Annotated in this window: 14 protein-coding genes and 6 pseudogenes; 5 read left to right on the top strand and 15 right to left on the bottom strand. The window is 71.7% G+C overall.

The window, feature by feature from the left end; genetic code table 11:
- Nucleotides 1-207: glycoside hydrolase family 6 protein (locus AOK23_RS32960; protein ID WP_206336362.1), on the top strand; the 207-nt coding region annotated here is incomplete at its 5' end.
- A gap of 109 nt (nucleotides 208-316) precedes the next feature.
- Here the strand turns inward: AOK23_RS32960 and AOK23_RS47240 are convergent.
- The 3 genes and pseudogenes from AOK23_RS47240 to AOK23_RS32970 all read right to left on the bottom strand — a co-directional run.
- Nucleotides 317-481 (bottom strand): annotated as a pseudogene (locus tag AOK23_RS47240) (IS701 family transposase); the annotation flags it as partial.
- Between the two features lie 78 nt (nucleotides 482-559).
- A pseudogene (locus tag AOK23_RS32965) lies at nucleotides 560-922 on the bottom strand (transposase); the annotation flags it as partial.
- A gap of 51 nt (nucleotides 923-973) precedes the next feature.
- Nucleotides 974-1,297 carry a transposase gene (locus AOK23_RS32970; RefSeq protein WP_157878226.1) on the bottom strand — a complete coding sequence of 108 codons (324 nt, stop codon included), beginning with the start codon at nucleotides 1,295-1,297 and terminating at the stop codon, nucleotides 974-976.
- A gap of 99 nt (nucleotides 1,298-1,396) precedes the next feature.
- Here AOK23_RS32970 and AOK23_RS49060 point away from each other — a divergent pair, with 99 nt between their 5' ends.
- The gene (locus AOK23_RS49060) at nucleotides 1,397-2,056 is read left to right on the top strand and encodes a hypothetical protein (RefSeq protein WP_206336364.1); all 660 of its coding nucleotides are present in this window, start codon (nucleotides 1,397-1,399) and stop codon (nucleotides 2,054-2,056) included.
- Between the two features lies 1 nt (nucleotide 2,057).
- Here AOK23_RS49060 and AOK23_RS50625 read toward each other — a convergent pair.
- From AOK23_RS50625 to AOK23_RS50630, 5 genes and pseudogenes are all read right to left on the bottom strand, one after another.
- A pseudogene (locus AOK23_RS50625) lies at nucleotides 2,058-2,183 on the bottom strand (1,2-phenylacetyl-CoA epoxidase subunit PaaD); the annotation flags it as partial.
- 23 nt (nucleotides 2,184-2,206) lie between these two features.
- Nucleotides 2,207-2,743 (bottom strand): annotated as a pseudogene (locus AOK23_RS45940) (1,2-phenylacetyl-CoA epoxidase subunit PaaC); the annotation flags it as partial.
- A 61-nt stretch (nucleotides 2,744-2,804) separates the two neighbouring features.
- Complete coding sequence (locus AOK23_RS32985) at nucleotides 2,805-4,967, bottom strand: bifunctional serine/threonine-protein kinase/ABC transporter substrate-binding protein (RefSeq protein ID WP_055716210.1); 2,163 nt, start codon at nucleotides 4,965-4,967, stop codon at nucleotides 2,805-2,807.
- Nucleotides 4,968-5,019: 52 nt separating this feature from the next.
- Nucleotides 5,020-7,278: a bifunctional serine/threonine-protein kinase/ABC transporter substrate-binding protein gene (locus tag AOK23_RS32990; protein WP_420823772.1), complete on the bottom strand. Its 2,259-nt coding sequence runs from the start codon at nucleotides 7,276-7,278 to the stop codon at nucleotides 5,020-5,022.
- Nucleotides 7,275-7,646 (bottom strand): hypothetical protein, encoded by a 372-nt coding sequence (locus AOK23_RS50630; protein WP_240496676.1) that lies wholly within the window; start codon nucleotides 7,644-7,646, stop codon nucleotides 7,275-7,277. The genes AOK23_RS32990 and AOK23_RS50630 overlap by 4 nt, the downstream gene beginning before the upstream one ends.
- 256 nt (nucleotides 7,647-7,902) lie before the next feature.
- Here AOK23_RS50630 and AOK23_RS50635 point away from each other — a divergent pair, with 256 nt between their 5' ends.
- Nucleotides 7,903-8,175 carry a hypothetical protein gene (locus AOK23_RS50635; protein ID WP_240496677.1) on the top strand — a complete coding sequence of 91 codons (273 nt, stop codon included), beginning with the start codon at nucleotides 7,903-7,905 and terminating at the stop codon, nucleotides 8,173-8,175.
- A gap of 68 nt (nucleotides 8,176-8,243) precedes the next feature.
- Here the strand turns inward: AOK23_RS50635 and AOK23_RS50640 are convergent, their stop codons facing one another.
- The 6 genes and pseudogenes from AOK23_RS50640 to AOK23_RS45950 all read right to left on the bottom strand — a co-directional run.
- Nucleotides 8,244-8,600, bottom strand: coding sequence for a hypothetical protein (locus AOK23_RS50640; protein WP_240496678.1), 357 nt, complete (start codon nucleotides 8,598-8,600; stop codon nucleotides 8,244-8,246).
- 354 nt (nucleotides 8,601-8,954) lie between these two features.
- Nucleotides 8,955-10,136 (bottom strand): FAD-dependent monooxygenase, encoded by a 1,182-nt coding sequence (locus AOK23_RS33005; protein WP_240496679.1) that lies wholly within the window; start codon nucleotides 10,134-10,136, stop codon nucleotides 8,955-8,957.
- 651 nt (nucleotides 10,137-10,787) lie between these two features.
- Nucleotides 10,788-11,201: a hypothetical protein gene (locus tag AOK23_RS33010; RefSeq protein ID WP_055716214.1), complete on the bottom strand. Its 414-nt coding sequence runs from the start codon at nucleotides 11,199-11,201 to the stop codon at nucleotides 10,788-10,790.
- A gap of 103 nt (nucleotides 11,202-11,304) precedes the next feature.
- Nucleotides 11,305-11,403, bottom strand: a pseudogene (locus AOK23_RS52090) (IS5 family transposase); the annotation flags it as partial.
- 326 nt (nucleotides 11,404-11,729) lie between these two features.
- On the bottom strand, nucleotides 11,730-12,074 hold the full coding sequence (locus tag AOK23_RS33015; RefSeq protein WP_420823773.1) for an SCO0607 family lipoprotein: 345 nt from the start codon (nucleotides 12,072-12,074) through the stop codon (nucleotides 11,730-11,732).
- A 123-nt stretch (nucleotides 12,075-12,197) separates the two neighbouring features.
- Nucleotides 12,198-12,386: pseudogene (locus AOK23_RS45950) on the bottom strand (IS1380 family transposase); the annotation flags it as partial.
- Nucleotides 12,387-12,546: 160 nt separating this feature from the next.
- Between AOK23_RS45950 and AOK23_RS33020 the strand changes: the two are divergent.
- A complete protein-coding gene (locus AOK23_RS33020; RefSeq protein ID WP_055716215.1) occupies nucleotides 12,547-13,005 on the top strand; it encodes an acyl-CoA thioesterase in 459 nt (152 codons plus the stop codon).
- Here AOK23_RS33020 and AOK23_RS33025 read toward each other — a convergent pair.
- Nucleotides 12,965-14,176, bottom strand: coding sequence for an MFS transporter (locus AOK23_RS33025; RefSeq protein WP_055716216.1), 1,212 nt, complete (start codon nucleotides 14,174-14,176; stop codon nucleotides 12,965-12,967). The two genes, AOK23_RS33020 and AOK23_RS33025, sit on opposite strands and share 41 nt — an antisense overlap.
- A 231-nt stretch (nucleotides 14,177-14,407) precedes the next feature.
- Here AOK23_RS33025 and AOK23_RS33030 point away from each other — a divergent pair, with 231 nt between their 5' ends.
- Nucleotides 14,408-15,814 (top strand): ROK family transcriptional regulator, encoded by a 1,407-nt coding sequence (locus AOK23_RS33030; RefSeq protein WP_055716217.1) that lies wholly within the window; start codon nucleotides 14,408-14,410, stop codon nucleotides 15,812-15,814.
- Nucleotides 15,815-15,961: the final 147 nt, after the last annotated feature.

Consider the following 15,961-nt stretch of genomic DNA (forward strand, 5'->3'; position numbering starts at 1 on the left):
ACCAGCCGCAACGGCAACGGCGCCCCGACCGACGGCACCTGGTGCGACCCGTCAGGCCGGGGCCTCGGCCGCCCGCCGACGCTCACGACCGGCGAGTCCCGCATCGACGCCTATCTGTGGGTGAAACTGCCGGGCGAGTCCGACGGATGCCGGGGCGAGGCCGGCGAGTTCTCACCGGGGTACGCGTACGACCTGGCACGGGGGTGAGCGGGGCCCGCGTCGGTACCGGCGGGGTCTAGTAGTGCTTCGTTAGGTTGTGGGTTGTCTGTGGTTGCTGCGAGGGCTGGGCAGGGGGCGTCCGCAGGTGGTGCAGGTACCGGTCCAGCACCTCAGCAGGTCCTGAGCGCCGGCCATCCAGCATCAGACCCCGCAGACAACACTCGCCCCACCGCCGCTGATCCCGCCGCGGAAACGACCCGAACACATCGCCAACGAACTCCGCCAACTCGCCCCGGAGCCGTTCCACTACCCCCAACCTCACTCCGGGAAGCCACCCACGAACAGACGAGATCACTCAACGTAACGAAGCACTACTGGTCACCCCTTTTTCCGGGCCTGCAGCCTCCATGAGGTCCTTGCCGACGAGCATCCCAGCGGCGTCATGGTGAGCACGGACGGTCGTGGAGTCCACGCTGACCAGGGACAAGTCCGTCCTGCCCTGACGGGCGGCTTCGGCGATCAGGCCCTCCAGCAGGGCGGTGAAGACACCGGCGTTCCGCCAGACCCGGAAGCGTCCGTAGACGGTCGGCCGGAGCCCGAACTCTCCCGGCATCTCACGCCACTGAGCGCCGGACCTGAACCGCCGGATCACCCCTTCGAACTGATCCCGCAGCCGCTCGGGGTACAGGCCGTACTCGCCTGTCGGCAGGAACGGCTTGATCAACTTCCACTGCTCGTTGGTGAGTTGCCTGCGCGTTACGATCGCCTTCCTACTGGATCCACCTTTCAGACGGACCCGGATTGGCAAGATTGATCACGACATCACACAGGCCCGGCGGACAGCGGTGACCAGGTGCGTGTAGTCGGCGAAGGCGATGTTGGCCAGGCTGATGCGCCGCAGGCTGGACCAGATTCCCTCCACGGGGTTGAGGTCCGGTGCGTAGGCCGGCAATGGGAACACCGTGAGCCAGCCCCGAGCCGTGATCCAGGCGCGCATCGCGCGACTGGGGTGCAGGCCGACGTTGTCCCAGACCAGCACGATCGGTCCGCCGAGCTGGGTGCGGGCGGCTGTGAGCAGGTCCCGTAAGTCCTTCCAGGAAAAGCTGCCCCGGAGCGGGTCATTCTTACGTGGTTTCACGGATACGGCGCGCGCTCGCGATATGCCAGGCTCGTGCGGATTCCGGACTTTCACCTTGTGTGCCGGTGGGAAGCGGACTGCGTACTGAGGGAGTGGGAGGTGAGACTGACGATCGCAGATCGTGGCAGGGCTGCCGTCGGCCCGGGGCCGGAAGGCCGGTCCCGGGACATCCTCTGGCCGGCTTCCTTCCCGGGAACACCCCAAGCCCGTATCCATGCGCACGCGTTGGCCGTACTGGTGGTCATCACCTCGGTGTGCGCGGCGTACAAGGGCTTCTACTGGGCTGACGACCCCCAGGTCAGCCAATATCGAGAAGGCCTGTTGGGGCCGGCGCAGGCGATGGCGGCGCCGTTCGGGTGGATGGCGGTGCCGCTACTGCTCATGTGCGCCGTACTGGCGGGCGCCCTGCGGTCCTGGCCCAGAGGGCCCTACCTGGGGCTGACCGCCGTGACCTGGACGATGTCGGCACTCGCGACCTTCGTGCTGCTGCTGGATACCTCGCTGACGGACGACAGCGACTACTGCACGGCGAATGCGCCCGTGGATCCGGTCTCGGGGAATGTTGTGGCCCTGTGTCTCTTGGCAGCGCTGGCCGCCGGATCGTTGGCCGGGTGGATCGCGTGGGTGATATCGCGTCATCGGGCGCGGCCTGTAGTGCTGTACGCAGTATGGCTCGCCGTGGTCGCCGTCACCGTCGTGCTGACCCTGGCAGTGCCGCTCCACGCGGCTCAGATCTGCGGTGCGTCCGGGATCGGCTGACACCCCCGGACAGAGGTCGGGAGAGGCCGGCGACCGTTCCGTCGTCGTCGACCTCGACGTCCCGCAGGACCCCGAGGTCAGCCGGGCTGAGCCTGGACAGCTCTGGGTCCGGCACCTGCTCGGCGATGTGCCGGGCACGTCGCCTCCGGGGGACCGGGCCACGCTCTGCAACTCGGCGAGCAGAGGGGCGAAATCCTCGGTGTGCTCTCTGTCGCGGCCGGCGGCCGGAACATCGGCAGCGGTAGTCCGGCCGTCTCCATGACCTGCTCAGCAGCGCCTCGGCCTAGTCCCGGACGTCACACGCGGTGAACAACTCGTCCGGGTACGGCGCGGCCTGCTCCCGCGCGTCGCGCATCCGGTGATGGGACTCGGCGGTGCCGTCTCCGAGGTGGACGACCCGTTCGGTGGCGTACTGCCGGTGATACGTCACCTCTTTGACACGCTTGTCGTCCATCACGGCGGGCACCGGATCGTCGGCGGTGGTGATCCGCTCGAAGTGGGCGAGTCTCCAGGTGGAGAGGGACAGCGGGTGGGTGACGCAGAACGCGAAGTCGCCGCCGGGGAGTTCGGCGAGGCGTACGTTGTGGAAGTCTTCCGGGTCCCGGAAGTACGCGTAGGCGTCTCGTCGCGGCCGGTGCCGTCGACCTGGCCGGCTCGGGAGTACAGCAGGCGTGCCTGGCCGAGCAGCAGGACCTGCGGGTCGTTCGGCAGCGCGTGCGGCCCTTGACCGAGGGCGCGAACGGCGGGCTCAGGCGGTGGCGTCCCGATAGTCGCCCAGGCAGCGGAAGGCGCCCGCCGTCGCCCGGAACAGGTACATCGCGTCCGTGTAGCGGTAGGTGGACGGGTCGTAGTGGAACCTCTTGGTGATGCCCCGGTAGTCGGTCTCGCGCAACCGGCCGGTGATCGCGGCCCGTTCGGCGTGCGACGCGCCGAGGTCCGTCATGGCGCGGGTGACGAAGAGCGTCGCGTCGTAGGCCTCGGCGGAGTACCACGGCGGGGCGGACCCGAAGCGCGTCCGGTAGGTGGTGACGAACGACTTCGCGGCCTTCACCCGGGTCGGATCGAGGAAGGCGGTGGCGAACACCCAGCCCTGGGCGGCCTCGCCGGCCGAGGTGAGGAAGCGGGCGTCGAGGGCGCGCTGGGTGGCCAGCCGCGCGCCGGAGTAGCCCGCGGAGCGCAGTGCCCGGGCCAGCAGTGCGGCCCGGGCGTAGCCGCCGCCGAACACCACCGCGTCGGCTCCCCCTTCCGTCACCGACGTCGCGAGGGCGCGGAAAGCGGTCGTATCGCCGTCGGCGGCGAGGGAGCGCCGGATCACGGTGCGCTGCCCGGAGCGCACGGCGTCGTCGATACCCGAGCACAGACGCCAGCTGAAGTCGCCCTCGGCGGCGTCGTCGATCAGCACCGTCCTGCGGGCCGCCAGGGTGCGCACGAGGTACGCGACGAGTGGCGCCGCCAGGGTCGCGTCAGCGGGGCGGGTGGCCGCGTAGACCCGATAGGTGGTCGGGGAGACCTCGTCGAGTCCGACCGACACCGTGACCATCGGGAGCCGTGCCTCCTGGTAGAGGCCGAGGGTGGCCTTGGCGCAGGCGTCGGTGGTCGGTCCGAGCACCGCGCGGACCCGGCCGTCGGCCGCCAACTGCCGGGCGATCTGCCCGGCACGAGTGGCGTTGCCCTTGTCGTCGTGCACCTGGAGCGCCAGGTCGAAGCCGCGTCCGGTACGCGAGTTGAGGTGGTCGACGGCGAGCCGGGCACCGTTCTCCTGGGCCAGGCCCACCGCTTTGTGAGCGCCGCTCAGGTCGGCATGCAGGGCGACGACCAGTCGTGGCAGTCGGCTCGTCCGGCTCTGGGCCGAGCTGCCGCCGGGGCCTCGTGCCGTCCACCAGGCCGCTGTGCCGCCTGCCGTCAGGACCCCGGCGGCCGAGCCGAGGACCAGGAAGCGTCGACGCGTTGATCCACTGCCGCCTGCGGAAACCGTGTCGACCGCGGTCGTCGCCGCGGACGCCGTGGACACCTCGGTCGCCTCGACGGCGGGCAGCGCGAGCACGGCCGCCGAACGGCGCGCGATCAGCCGGGTCAGGGGCTCCGGCAACCAGTCACCGCCCTCGCCCGCACCGTCCAGGGCCCGCCGCAGCTCGGCCACGCCCGGCCGCGAACCGGGCTCCTTCGCCAGACAGCCCCGCAGCAGCGGCAGCAACGACGCGGGTACGCCGTCCAGTTCGGGATCGTCGTGGACCGTGCGCAGCAGCGTCTCGGCCACGGAGTCCGACCCGAAGGGGCGCCGACCCGTCAGCGTGTACGCCAGTAGACAGCCGAGCGAGAAGACGTCACTGGCGGGACCGATCTCCCGGCCGCGGCCCTGGGCCTGCTCCGGAGAGAGGAACCCTGGGGAGCCGACCACCATGCCGCTCGCGGTGAGCGCGGTGTCCTCCGGCATCCGGGCGATACCGAAGTCGATCATCCGGGGCCCGTCGACCGCGAGCAGCACATTGGCGGGCTTGACATCCCGGTGCACCAGACCCGCCCCGTGCACCGCGTCCAGCGCCTCGGCCAGCCGCGCCCCCAGCACGCGGACGCTCTCGTACGGCAGCGGGCCGCATTCCTCCACCGCCTCGTCCAGCGCGGGTCCCGGCACGAACGCCGTGGCCAGCCACGGGGACTCCGCGTCCGGGTCGGCATCGAGCAGTGGTACCACCCAGGGGCTCACGACCCGGCCCGCCGTCTCCACCTCACGGCGGAAACGGGCCCGGAACCCCGCGTCGTCGGCGTGCGCCGCGCGGATCACCTTCACCGCGGCGAGCGCGCCGCCGGGTGAGCGTGCCAGGTACACGACGCCCATGCCGCCGGCGCCCAGTCGGCGCAGTAGCCGGTGGCCCGCGATCCGGGCCGGGTCGGCGCCGCGCAACGGCTCCATCAACGCCCCTTCGAATGAACGCCCGAGCTCACCGACTGAGCACTTACGGCCATCAGGTGGACACCTGAGACGGGGCCAGGCCCTGATAGGCGAACCGGCCGCCCTCGACCGTCCACAGGTAGACCCCGCTGCCGTCGATCACCAGCGCCCCGGTCGCCTTGTCGAACGCGAAGTTCCGGGCGATCCCCTGGTACGACCCCGCTCGCAGCGCCGTCGTCAGGTTCGGCCGGGTGCGGCTCCCGACGCCCAGCGACCGCAGCGTTTTCACGGCGAACTGCGCCACGTCGTACGTCTCCACGGCGTAGCGCTCCGGCTCCGCCCCGAACAGCTTGCGGTGGGCGGCCCGGAACGCCTTCGCCTCGGGCGCCACGGTGGCGTCCATGGCCGGGGCGACGATCGCCCAGCCGTCGGCCGCGTCGCCCGCCGCGGACAGGAACCGGGCGTCGAGCACCCCTTGGGCGGCGGCCCTGGCTCCCGGGAAGTCACGGCGGTGCAGCTCCCGGGCCAGCAGCGCGGCCCGCTCGTGATAGCCGGCGAAGACCACCGAGTCGGCGCCCCCGGCCAACAGGGCGTCCAGGGTCGGCCCGAAGTCGGTGCGCAGCGCGCTGACCACCTTGGGCACGGCCGGCAGCGGCACCTTGCGCAGGATGTTGGCGAGGGTGCTGCTGATCTCCCAGCCGTAGGCGTCCGCCGCCCGGTCGTCGACGATCCCGACCGTGCGCGACTTCGCCGTACCGCGCAGGTAGGCGTCCAGGTAGAACGGCAGGATCGTGTCCGTCACCCGGGCGTGCAGGAAGGACCGGCTGCCCATCACCTGGAGCGCGGTGGCGCCGGGTGTCACCGCGATCAGCGGCAGCGACGCGGCGTCGTACGTCGGCAGCGAGGCCAGGGCGGTGGCGTCCGTGGTGGGACCGATCACCGCCAGCACGGAACGGTCGGCGATGAGCTTCTTGGCCGCCGCGGGCGACCGCGCCGGATCGCCGCCGTCGTCCACCGTCTTCACGGCGAGCGAGAAAGGCGCGCCCGCACGGGAGTTGAACTCGTGGACGGCGAGCCGCAGTCCCCGTTCCTGGGCCCGGCCGACCTCCTTCTGATCGCCCGTCAGATCGGCGTGCAGGCCGAGGGTGTAGAGAGGGTTGGAGTCCGCCGGCGTGGCGTCGGAGTCCTCGCTGCGGTCACGGTCGAGCGCCGACCACGTGGCCAGTCCGCCGCCGACCGCGACGACCGCCGTGGCCCCGGCCAGGAGCAGGAACCGGCGTCTGCCGAGGACACGGCCGGCAGGACTCGCCGCCGCAGTGTCCGTCGAGGCGGTGTCTGCGGACCCGGGGCCGACCTCGGTCTCGTCGATCGCGGGCAACGCGAACCCGACGGCCGATCGTTCGGCGATCAGCCGCACCAACGGCTGCGGCAGCCAGGCCTCTTCGCCCGTCGGCGCCTCCTCGTCACCGGCCACCTCGGGACGTACGGCCCGCAGGGCCTCCCGCGGATCTGTGGGAGAGGCCGGCGGAGTGCCCGTGAAGGACGCCGTCAACTCCTCGGCCGTGGGGCGTAGTTCAGGATCCTTCTCCAGGCAGTCGGCCACCACGCGTGCGAGCTCCGCCGGAACACCGTGGAGGTCGGGCGCGTCGTGCACCGTCCGATACAGCAGCGCGTCGAGCGACCCGGTACCGAACGGAGGCCGGCCGGTGGCGGCGAAGGCCAGCACACACCCCAGCGAGAAGACGTCGCCGGCCGCTCCGGGAATCCCCGTGCCCCGCGCCTGCTCCGGCGGCAGGAACCCGGGCGTACCGACCACGACACCGGTCGAGGTGAGCCCTGGTTCTTCGGTATCGCGGGCGATACCGAAGTCGATCAGCCGCGGCCCGTCGAGGGCCAGCAGCACATTGCCGGGTTTGACGTCCCGGTGGACGAGTCCGGCCGCGTGGATCTCTTGCAGCGCCTCGGCGAGCCGCGCCCCCAGCACCCGCAGACCGCGCACCGGCAGCGGGCCGTGCTCGGCGACGGCCTCGCCGAGCGAGGGGCCGGGGACGAACGCGGTGGCGAGCCAGGGCTGCGCCGCCTCGGGGTCCGCGTCCACCAGAGAAGCCACCCACGGGCTGGTCATGCGCCGGGCCGTCTCCACCTCACGCCGGAACCGCTCCCGGAAACCGGCGTCCTCGGCGTACTCGGTCTGAATCACCTTCAGCGCGAGGAGGGTTCCGCCGGCCGAGCGGGCCAGGTACACCACACCCATGCCGCCCGCGCCGAGCCGTCCGAGCAGCCGGTAGCCCGCCAGCTTGGCGGGATCGAAGGTACGCAGCGGCTCCATCACTTCCCCTTCAGCCGCTGCTCGATGCGCGTCAGCATCTTCGCCAGGGCCTTGCTGCCGAGTTCGTTCAGTTCCTGCTCGGTGTTCCCGGCGCCGCCGGTCACCGACACGGCCACGACGACCGTGCCCAGCCGGGCGACCATCCAGCGGTACGGCTGTCCGGCGCCGCCGTTCTCGGCGTATGTGCCGGCCTCCAGAACGGAGTCGTCGGCGTACTGCTGTTCACGGGCACCGAAGGGGGTGCCCAGCGACATGAGACCCGTGATCCGCTCCGCCGACCGCGGCCGCTGCTCCGGGCAGCGCAACACCTCCTCCAGGGTGGCGCTCAACTGCTCGTCGGCGCCGAGGGCGGAGCCGTGCACGGTGGCCACGGCCGTCACCGTGACCGCGCCCCTGCCCCCGCCGGCCGCCAGCCTGCTGTAGCGAGACGTGCTCGCCAGCACCCCACGGGGGAGCTTCTCCCGCTCCCAGCGGCAGTCTTCGCCCAGGACGGCCCATGTCCCCGGGGTGCTCGCGGCCGGAGTCCGAGCGACATAACCCCGTCCCCAGTCGACCGGGGCGAGCACGACGGCATCGGCCAGCCGACGCCCGTCCTTCGAGGTCTTGGGTACCAGGGAGGCATCCGGCGTGAAAACGGTGGAGGCGGCGGACGAGGCCCCCGACGGGGTCGCGGTGGTACTCGGCGAATCGCCGGCCGAGGCACTGGCCGATGAAGCTGAAGAAGGCGCCACCGCCGAAGTGTTCTCCCGCTCCGGTGCGTTGCCCGTCGCCTGGCCCGAACACCCCGTCAGCAGGCTTCCCGCCACCAGCAAGGTCACCCAGCTTCCCCGTACCACACGGGCGTTGCCTGTCACTCAGTCCCCTCAACACCGATCACTCTGTCCGACACGCCGAACATAGGCGCGACTGGAGTGACGGCGCCTCAGTGAAACCACGTATCCGACTACGTATTCCGCGGAGACGTCCGCTCAGAGGGTCGGGAAGACCGCTGCGAAGAAGAACCACAGCAGTACGGCCCAGAAGACCGCCGCCGCCAGCGATACGAGCAGAGAGCTACGCCATCTCAGAACCAGGAACGGGAAGAGCGCCGGGAGCGCCCAGTAACCGGCCACCTCGATCGACATGCGGGCGGCCTGACTGAGGGTTTGCGCGTGCCCCGCGGAGATACGCCGCAGCAGTCGCTGGGAGACGAAGCCGTACAGGCCGAAGACGATCGGAAAGAACCACAGCGGGGTGATCGTGACCAGTTCGGACTCGTCGAGCTCGTTGAACATGACCAGATAGATGCAGGCGGCCCCCAGCACACCAGCGATGAGAGCAGTCATGTAGAGGGCGGTCAGAGCGGCCGGCTCCGCCGATGTGGTCGGCCCGGGAACAGGGCCGGGCGTGAGCACGGGCGAGGCGTACGGAACATCGGCAGCCGGAGCCGGGACCACCCGGTGGCAGTGGGGGCAACGGACGTTCTGCCCGGCACGGTCGGCCGGAACCGAGATCAAGTGCCCGCATGAGGCATGGAATTCCGTTTGCTGACGGTTCACGCGTGGCCTTTCCTGTACCTGCGCCGATGCGCGGCTCGTGAACGAGTCTCGTTGCCGCGTGCCTCCATCGCATCGGTGAAAATACGTAGTCCCTCACGTAGAGGTTGTCCCATATGGGATATGAGCCGAACGCGGTAGTTGTCACAAAGGCAGCCTGTCGCGATGGATGCCACCGCCACCCGGGGGGAAGCCGTTGAAGAGGTCGTCCATGCCCCGCAGGGCGAGCCGGGTGGGGGTGGCCCGGACCGCTAGGTCGCGGGCCGCCGCAGCGAGCGGGTTGCGCAGGGCTCCCAGGCGGCCGACCCAACGGGCGCGGACGCGGACAGCGTTCGTCCGGTCGCGGCGGGCGGCGGTGTACGCGGCGAGGGCGGCCGGGACGGAGTCCGTGCCGTCCCCGCGGGGGAGCAGGTGGGCGAGGATCACCGCGTCCTCGATTGCCTGGCAGCCGCCCTGGCCGAGGTTGGGGGCCATGGCGTGGGCTGCGTCGCCGAGCCAGACGATCCGGCCGTGGTGCAGGCGAGGAAGCGGGGCGGCCAGGTCGTAGAGGTCGTTCTGGAGGACGTCGGCCTCGTCGAGGCGTTGGACGCGCTCCAGCAGGGCCGGGATCGGGTCGTGCCACGAGCCGAAACGGCGGCGGAGTTCGGCGCGGGAGTCGGCCGACCGGGTGCCGGGCGGGACGAGCCCGGTGGCGTAGAGATACAGACGGCCGTCCGCGAGCGGGGTCACGCCGAACCGTCCGCCCCTTCCCCAGGTCTCGCTCATGGACGGTATCCGTAGGTCCGGAGCGTCCACGATGGTGCGCCAGGCCGTCTCGCCGATGTAGTGCAGTCCGGGGTGGTCGGGGAAGTACGCGCGGCGCAGCGGGCTGCGGATGCCGTCGGCGGCGACGACCAGGTCGGCGGACAGGTCCTGACCGGCCGCCGTACGGACGGTCGAGCGGCCCATGACGTCGTCGACTCCCGTCACTTCGGTGCCGTAGCGAAGGGCCTTCGGCGGCAGGTTGGCAGTCAGGGCCGCGGTGAAGGCCGGACGCGGGACGGCGATCGGAGGCATGCCGTAGCGGGCAGCCATGTCCACGGTCTCGGCCCGGACGAGCCACCGGCCGTCGGAGCGGCGCACGCCCATCGTCACGGGGACGGCACTGCCGACGGCCCGGGCGGCGTCGACACCGATGGCCTCCAGAGCTCGCAGGGCGTTGGGGGCGAGGCCGATACCGGCGCCGGTCGTGGGAGGTTCGGGGGCACGTTCGCAGACGGTGACCCGCCAGCCGCGGCAGTGCAGTGCCACGGCGGCCGTGAGTCCACCGATTCCGGCTCCGACCACCACTGCATGATGCTTCGGCATGGCACCCCCGCCTCTGTTCGGTTCGAACACGCCCACGACACGCCCGGCGCGGCCTGCACATTACACACCGGGACCACGGCGGTTCCTCGGGCATCACGCCGCCGTACCACCCCCGTTGACGCGGCACGGGTCCGGTCGGCACAGGGCGAGAACCGCCCCGCCGCGGAGTGCGGGGTGGTCAGACACGGTCTCCGGGGGACCGTCCCGTCGCGAAGAACAGCGGTTCCCGGGCCGGTGCGGGCCGCTGTTCGAGGGCGGCGCGGGTCACGAGGCCCGCCAGCGCCGACCGGGACGGCAGTCCGGTCTTGCGGTAGATGGCCGACAGGTGGCTCTCGACCGTGCGGGTGCTGAGGAGACCGCCTGGCGCGGCTCGGGACCGGGCGTGCGGGCCAGTTCCCGCTGGAGGAGGGCCAGGGCTTCAGGGGAGTGCCCGAGGTGGCGTTCCATCATGGCGCACAGCGCCGTCCCCGCGCAGCGACGCGTCCTTCTCCCCCGGGCCGCTGATCAGCGCGTGCAGCAGATCCCGGCTCTCCCGCAGGCTGCCGCCCACGCCGAGCGCTCGCGCACACGCCAGCGTCAGCGCGCCGCGCCGCGCCGCGTGGGCGGGCGTGTCCGGCCTGAGCCGCAGGACTACGTCCAGCAGATATGCGGCCGTGGCGGGTGCCGTGTGGGCCGGGCGGCCGCCTCGCTCAGGACGGCCGCCGCCGCGGGATCCCATCCCGTCAGCGATCTCGCCACGTGGTGGGCGCGTTCGGCGGGGGAGGCGCCGGTGCGGGCCAGTTCTTCCGCGGCGACGCGGTGGATCTCGGCGCGCCGCGACGCGGGGGTGCGCTCGTAGACCGACGCCCGCAGCAGCGGGTGGCGCAGCGTCCAACGGCCGTCGGATCCCGTGCGCAGCAGATCGCGCCGCGCGAACGCGCCGCTACGGTCGTCGAGTTCCGCCGCCGTGGGGTTTCCGGTGGTCAGACTCACCATGGTGGGGGTGGCATGGTCCCCGAGCACCGCCACCGCTTCGACGGTACGGCGCTGGGCCGCCGGCAGCACGCTCAGTTCCTCCAGGAGCAGGGCGGCGAGTCCGCTCGGTGTCCCGGTCGCGGTGTCGTCGTGGCCGTGGACGGCGGTGCCCCGCCGCGCTCTGTTCCAGGGCCCGGCCGCGGCGCTCGAAACGCCAGGCCGCCAGGACCGGCTCGATCAACTCCCAGCGGGCATCGGACAGATCACTCGGATACAGGCGTCGTTTCGGCATGCTTCCGACGTACTGCCGCACACCGAATGCGCCCAGGCGCACGCCAACGGCGGTCGAAGCACACAGCCTCGAAGACCGGGCATCCTGGGATGAGACAGGATCAGGGCCTCTTCCGCCCCACCCGCAACCTCCCGCGACTCGTCGGCATCGACAGCCTCGGTGACCTCGCCTGTACCGCCACCTACCGCTTAAGAAGTGCCCGATAAGCGGGCATCCTAGATGAAAACGACCTCTAAGGGCGTCTGGCTGACGTGGGGGCAATGACCCGGGCCGCGTCTGACTTACGCGGTTGTAGTGGGCGCTTCCCAGAGCGTGGGTCGTCCGGGTCAGCCCGCGTCGGGGATGTCGATGATGTTGCCGTCCTTGTCGAGCGTATGGGTGTCCCAGTACACATCCCACGTGTCGTCGACCTGCTGCGGCACCTTGCCCTCCGGGTATCGCACGAATCCCGCCGGCGGGTCTTCCTTGTCCGACACGCAAGCGGAGCCGGTATCGCCTACGGCCAGAACGGGGTACTCGCCGCTGCTGCAGATGTCCTCCTTGTACTCGAAGCCGGCACATCCGGTGAGTGCCAAGACTGCGGCCCCGCTCGCGAGAGCAGCAACGATGATCCGAACCCTTTCGGGCCGGAAGGCAGTGGCGGCTCGGTTCATTCTGCGGGGCAGGTGCATGATCGTCTCCAGTCGCTTGGTCTGCCGCCCAGTCTCGCCGCCAGGGAGCTGCCGTGCCGTGAGTACGCGTACTCAGTTCTGCACGCGTGGATACCCAAACCGCCGTAGTCCTGGGGGATTTGAGAGCAGGACCTTCGCCGGGTCGTGGACGGCCCGTTGCTTGCGCCACAGGGTGAGCGCACCGGATATCGCCTGATCGAGGCCGGTCTTGCGGATCGCCTCCACCAGCAACACGGACCCGGACTGCGTGGCGACCCCGTGACCGCCGCCCTCGACACGGACATGCGGGTACGACCCGATACGCCTCTTCACCTGGGAAGTGCTTCTTTCCTCGCAGTCAACAGGATCCTCGGCAAGTCCTATCGTTGCGGGTCAGGAGCACTTCCCGCCTTTTTGATCAAGCCTCGAACAGTCCGCTTCGTGAAAGCGCGAGGTTAGGCCCCCCGGGAACCACTGACCCAGCTCCCCACCCGTGACCGCCGAAGCCCCGACAGCCCCCGCCCTCGCCCACGGCAGGCTCGTCCCCGTCACCGTGCACTTCGACGACCTGGACGCCCTCGGCATGCTGCACAACGCCCGCTACCCGGTGATGGTCGAGCGCGCCTGGACCCAGCACTGGCGGGAGCAGGGCTACGGCTTCGACGGCGACTGGGCCGCCGCCGGCGACTTCTGCAACGTGGTCAAGGAACTGCGGATCAACTACGAGGCGCCGGTCACCCGGCCCGGCACCTACGCCGTGCACCTGTGGCTGGAGCGGCTCGGCACCACCGGCCTGACCTACGGCTTCCGCTTCTGCTCGACCGACGGCTCGCGGACCTACGCGCAGGGCACCCGCGTCCTCGTCAGGCTGGACGCCGACACCCTGCGGCCCACCGCGTGGAGCGACGGCTTCAGGGCTTCGGGTCGGGAACTGCTGCGTCCGGCCGACTGATCCGCGTCCGGTCGCCCTCCCCGGCCCGCAGCACCCCCGCGAACACGGCTAGCCCGCACGCCAGCAGGGTCACCAGACCGAACGACACCACCAGGCTGGTCAGCTGCGCCAGACCGCCGATCGCGCTCGGCGCGATCAGCCCCGAGGTGTACGTGATGGTCGCGACACCCGCGATGGCCTGGCTCGGGTTCGGGCCGCTGCGCCCGGCCGCGGCGAAGCAGAGCGGTACGACGACGGCGATGCCGAGCCCCATCAGAGCGAACCCGGCCATGGCGACCGCCGGGTGGTTCGCGACGACGATCAGCACACCGCCGAGCGCCGCGAGGACACCGCTCGCCCGCACGGTGCGCACCGCGCCGAAGCGGTTCACCACCGCGTCGCCCACCAGCCGTGCCACTGCCATGGTGAGCATGAACCCGGTGGTGCACGCCGCCGCGAGGCCCGCCGAGGTCGCCAACTCGTCCCGCAGATACACCGCCGACCAGTCCAGGGCCGCCCCCTCCGCGAAGACCGCGCAGAACCCGACGGCGCCGATGAGCAGCGCCGACCTGGGCGGCAACGCGAACCGGGGCGGCGGCTCCTCGTCCTCGGTGGCCCGGATGTCCAGCACCCACTGACAGGCGACCAGACCGAGCACGGTGAGGGTGGCCGCCGCGAGCGCGTGGTGCAGCCGGGCGTCCGAGCCGAGGTGCGCGGCGAGCGTGCCGGCCGCCGAGCCGACGAGAGCGCCCGCGCTCCACATGCCGTGCAGCCCCGACATGATCGACTTGCCGAGGCGGGCCTCGACCTCGACGCCGAGCGCGTTCATCGCCACGTCCGCCATGCCGGCCGTCGCGCCGTACACGAACAGGGCGGCACACAGCGTCCACAGGTTCGGCGCGAGGGACGGCAGGATCAGCGCGAGGGTCCACAGCGCGATCAGGGCCCGCATCGCCGTACGGGCGCCGAGCCGGTGGCTGACATAGCCGGCGAGCGGCATCGCCACGGACGCGCCGATCGCCGGAAACGCGAGCGCCAACCCCAGCTGACCCGCGCTGAGCTGGGCGTGGTCCTGGACCCAGGGCACCCGGGTCGCGAACGAGCCGGTCACCGCTCCGTGCACGGCGAAGACGGCGGCCACGGCGTACCGGGCCCGCCGCACATCGCGCCGTTCGTAGACCACTGAGCTCATTCTCCGCCCTCCCTGGCTTGCGTGAATGCCCTCGAACTCGCACTCCAGCCGTACCCGCCCGTTTCCGGACCACCCGACCTCGCTCTCGCGCCGCCGTAAACTATCAGGAACCCTGCCTGATAGATAGAGAGCGCTGTCCGTACGGCGCCGCGGGGCCGGCGGTCGGGTCGTGTGCCCCGGCTGTCACAAGGCCGGCAACCGTACGCGTCGTCGATCTGGGAGGATCCCGGCATGCCCGCATCACCCAGCACCGCCCGGGCCATCAACGACCGGCTCGCCCTGCGGCTGCTGCAGGAGGAAGGGCCGTTGACGGCGGGGCGGTTGAAGCAGCTCACCGGTCTGTCCCGGCCCACCGTCGCCGATCTCGTGGAGCGCCTCACCGAGGCCGGACTGATCTCGGTGGTGGGGGAGTCGGGCGAGCAGCGGCGCGGGCCGAACGCCCGCCTCTACGGCATCGTCGCCGACCGCGCGTACCTCGCCGCGCTCGACGTACGCACCGAGGGCGTCACGGTCGTCGTCGCCGATCTGCTCGGTACGGAACTGGCGCGGGCGTCCGTGCTTGTCGCGGACGACGCGGGTACCGGGCCCGCCGTAGAGCAGGCCGTCAGCCTCGTGGAGCGTGCCGCGAAGGAGGCGGGCGCCGACCGGCTGCACACCGTGGCGATCGGCGCCCCCGGGCTCATCGACCCGGCCACCGGCGAACTGCGCGACAGCACCGGGCTGCCCGAATGGCACCGCCGGCTGGCCGTCGCCCTCGGTGAACGCCTCCCGGCCCGGGTCCTCGTCGAGAACGAGACCAACCTCGCGGCGCTCGCCGAGCAGCGGGACGGCGCTGCCCGCGACCGCGACACCTTCGTCCTCCTCTGGCTCGGCCTCGGCACCGGCGCGGCCGTCGTCCTCGACGGCACCCTCCGCCGCGGCGCCTCCGGCGGCACCGGCGAGATCGGCTTCCTCCCGGTCCCGGGCACCACGACCCTGCCCTCGGCCACCGACTGCGAGGGCGGCTTCCACTCCCTGGGCGCCGCCGCCGCGATCGACACCCTGGCCAGGGAGTACGGCCTGACGGCCGCCGCCCCGGCTGGCAGCGAGCCACACGCTGCCACCCTGGTGAGGGCAGCCGCGGAGGCGGCGACGAGCCGGCCCCCGGCGGCCGGACCCGACGTCCCGACGGGCGGGAGCGCGGCCGCACCGGCCGACGCGAACGCCCCGCAGACGCGTCCGGCGGCGGGTGGGATCGGCGCCCCGCGGGCGCGTCCCGCATCGGTTGGGGCCGGCGCCTCGTCGGACGGGGCGGTCACTCCCGTACACCCCCTGGGCGACGCGCACGCGACCCCGGACACCCGCCCGTCGGTCGACGCCCATGCCCGCTTCCTCGACGCCCTGGCCGATCGTCTCGCCATCGGGGCCGCCTCCGTCGTCGCCGTTCTCGACCCCGGCTGTGTGGTGCTCGGAGGGGAGGTCGGGCAGGCCGGAGGGGAGGTGCTCGCCGCCCGGGTCGAGGCGCGGCTGGCGGCACTGTCGCCGCTGCCCACCGAGGTCCGGCCCAGCGCCCTCGGCGGCGCCGCCGTCCTGCGGGGGGCCCTGCTCATGGCGAGGGACACGGCCCAGGACGAGCTGTTCACACCGCCGCCGCGGTAGGGGTCGACAGTGGGCGACCCATGGCTCGGTCCGCCATCCGCACCCCGCCGCTGACAGGCTTCGCGACTCCCCGTGCCATCGGCGTCCGCCCGCCGCTGACAGGCTTCGCGACTCCCCGTGCCATCGGCGTCCGCCCCAGACTCGGCG

Source organism: Streptomyces torulosus (assembly GCF_001419765.1).
Taxonomy (GTDB): Bacteria; Actinomycetota; Actinomycetes; order Streptomycetales; family Streptomycetaceae; genus Streptomyces; species Streptomyces torulosus.

Bases quoted from the DNA above. Each gene is read 5' to 3' on its own strand.
- AOK23_RS32985 (WP_055716210.1), bottom strand. From the start codon at position 4,967: ATGGAGCCGTTGCGCGGCGCCGACCCGGCCCGGATCGCGGGCCACCGG.
- AOK23_RS50640 (WP_240496678.1), bottom strand. From the start codon at position 8,600: ATGACTGCTCTCATCGCTGGTGTGCTGGGGGCCGCCTGCATCTATCTG.
- AOK23_RS33015 (WP_420823773.1), bottom strand. From the start codon at position 12,074: ATGCACCTGCCCCGCAGAATGAACCGAGCCGCCACTGCCTTCCGGCCC.
- AOK23_RS33025 (WP_055716216.1), bottom strand. From the start codon at position 14,176: ATGAGCTCAGTGGTCTACGAACGGCGCGATGTGCGGCGGGCCCGGTAC.
- AOK23_RS33030 (WP_055716217.1), top strand. From the start codon at position 14,408: ATGCCCGCATCACCCAGCACCGCCCGGGCCATCAACGACCGGCTCGCC.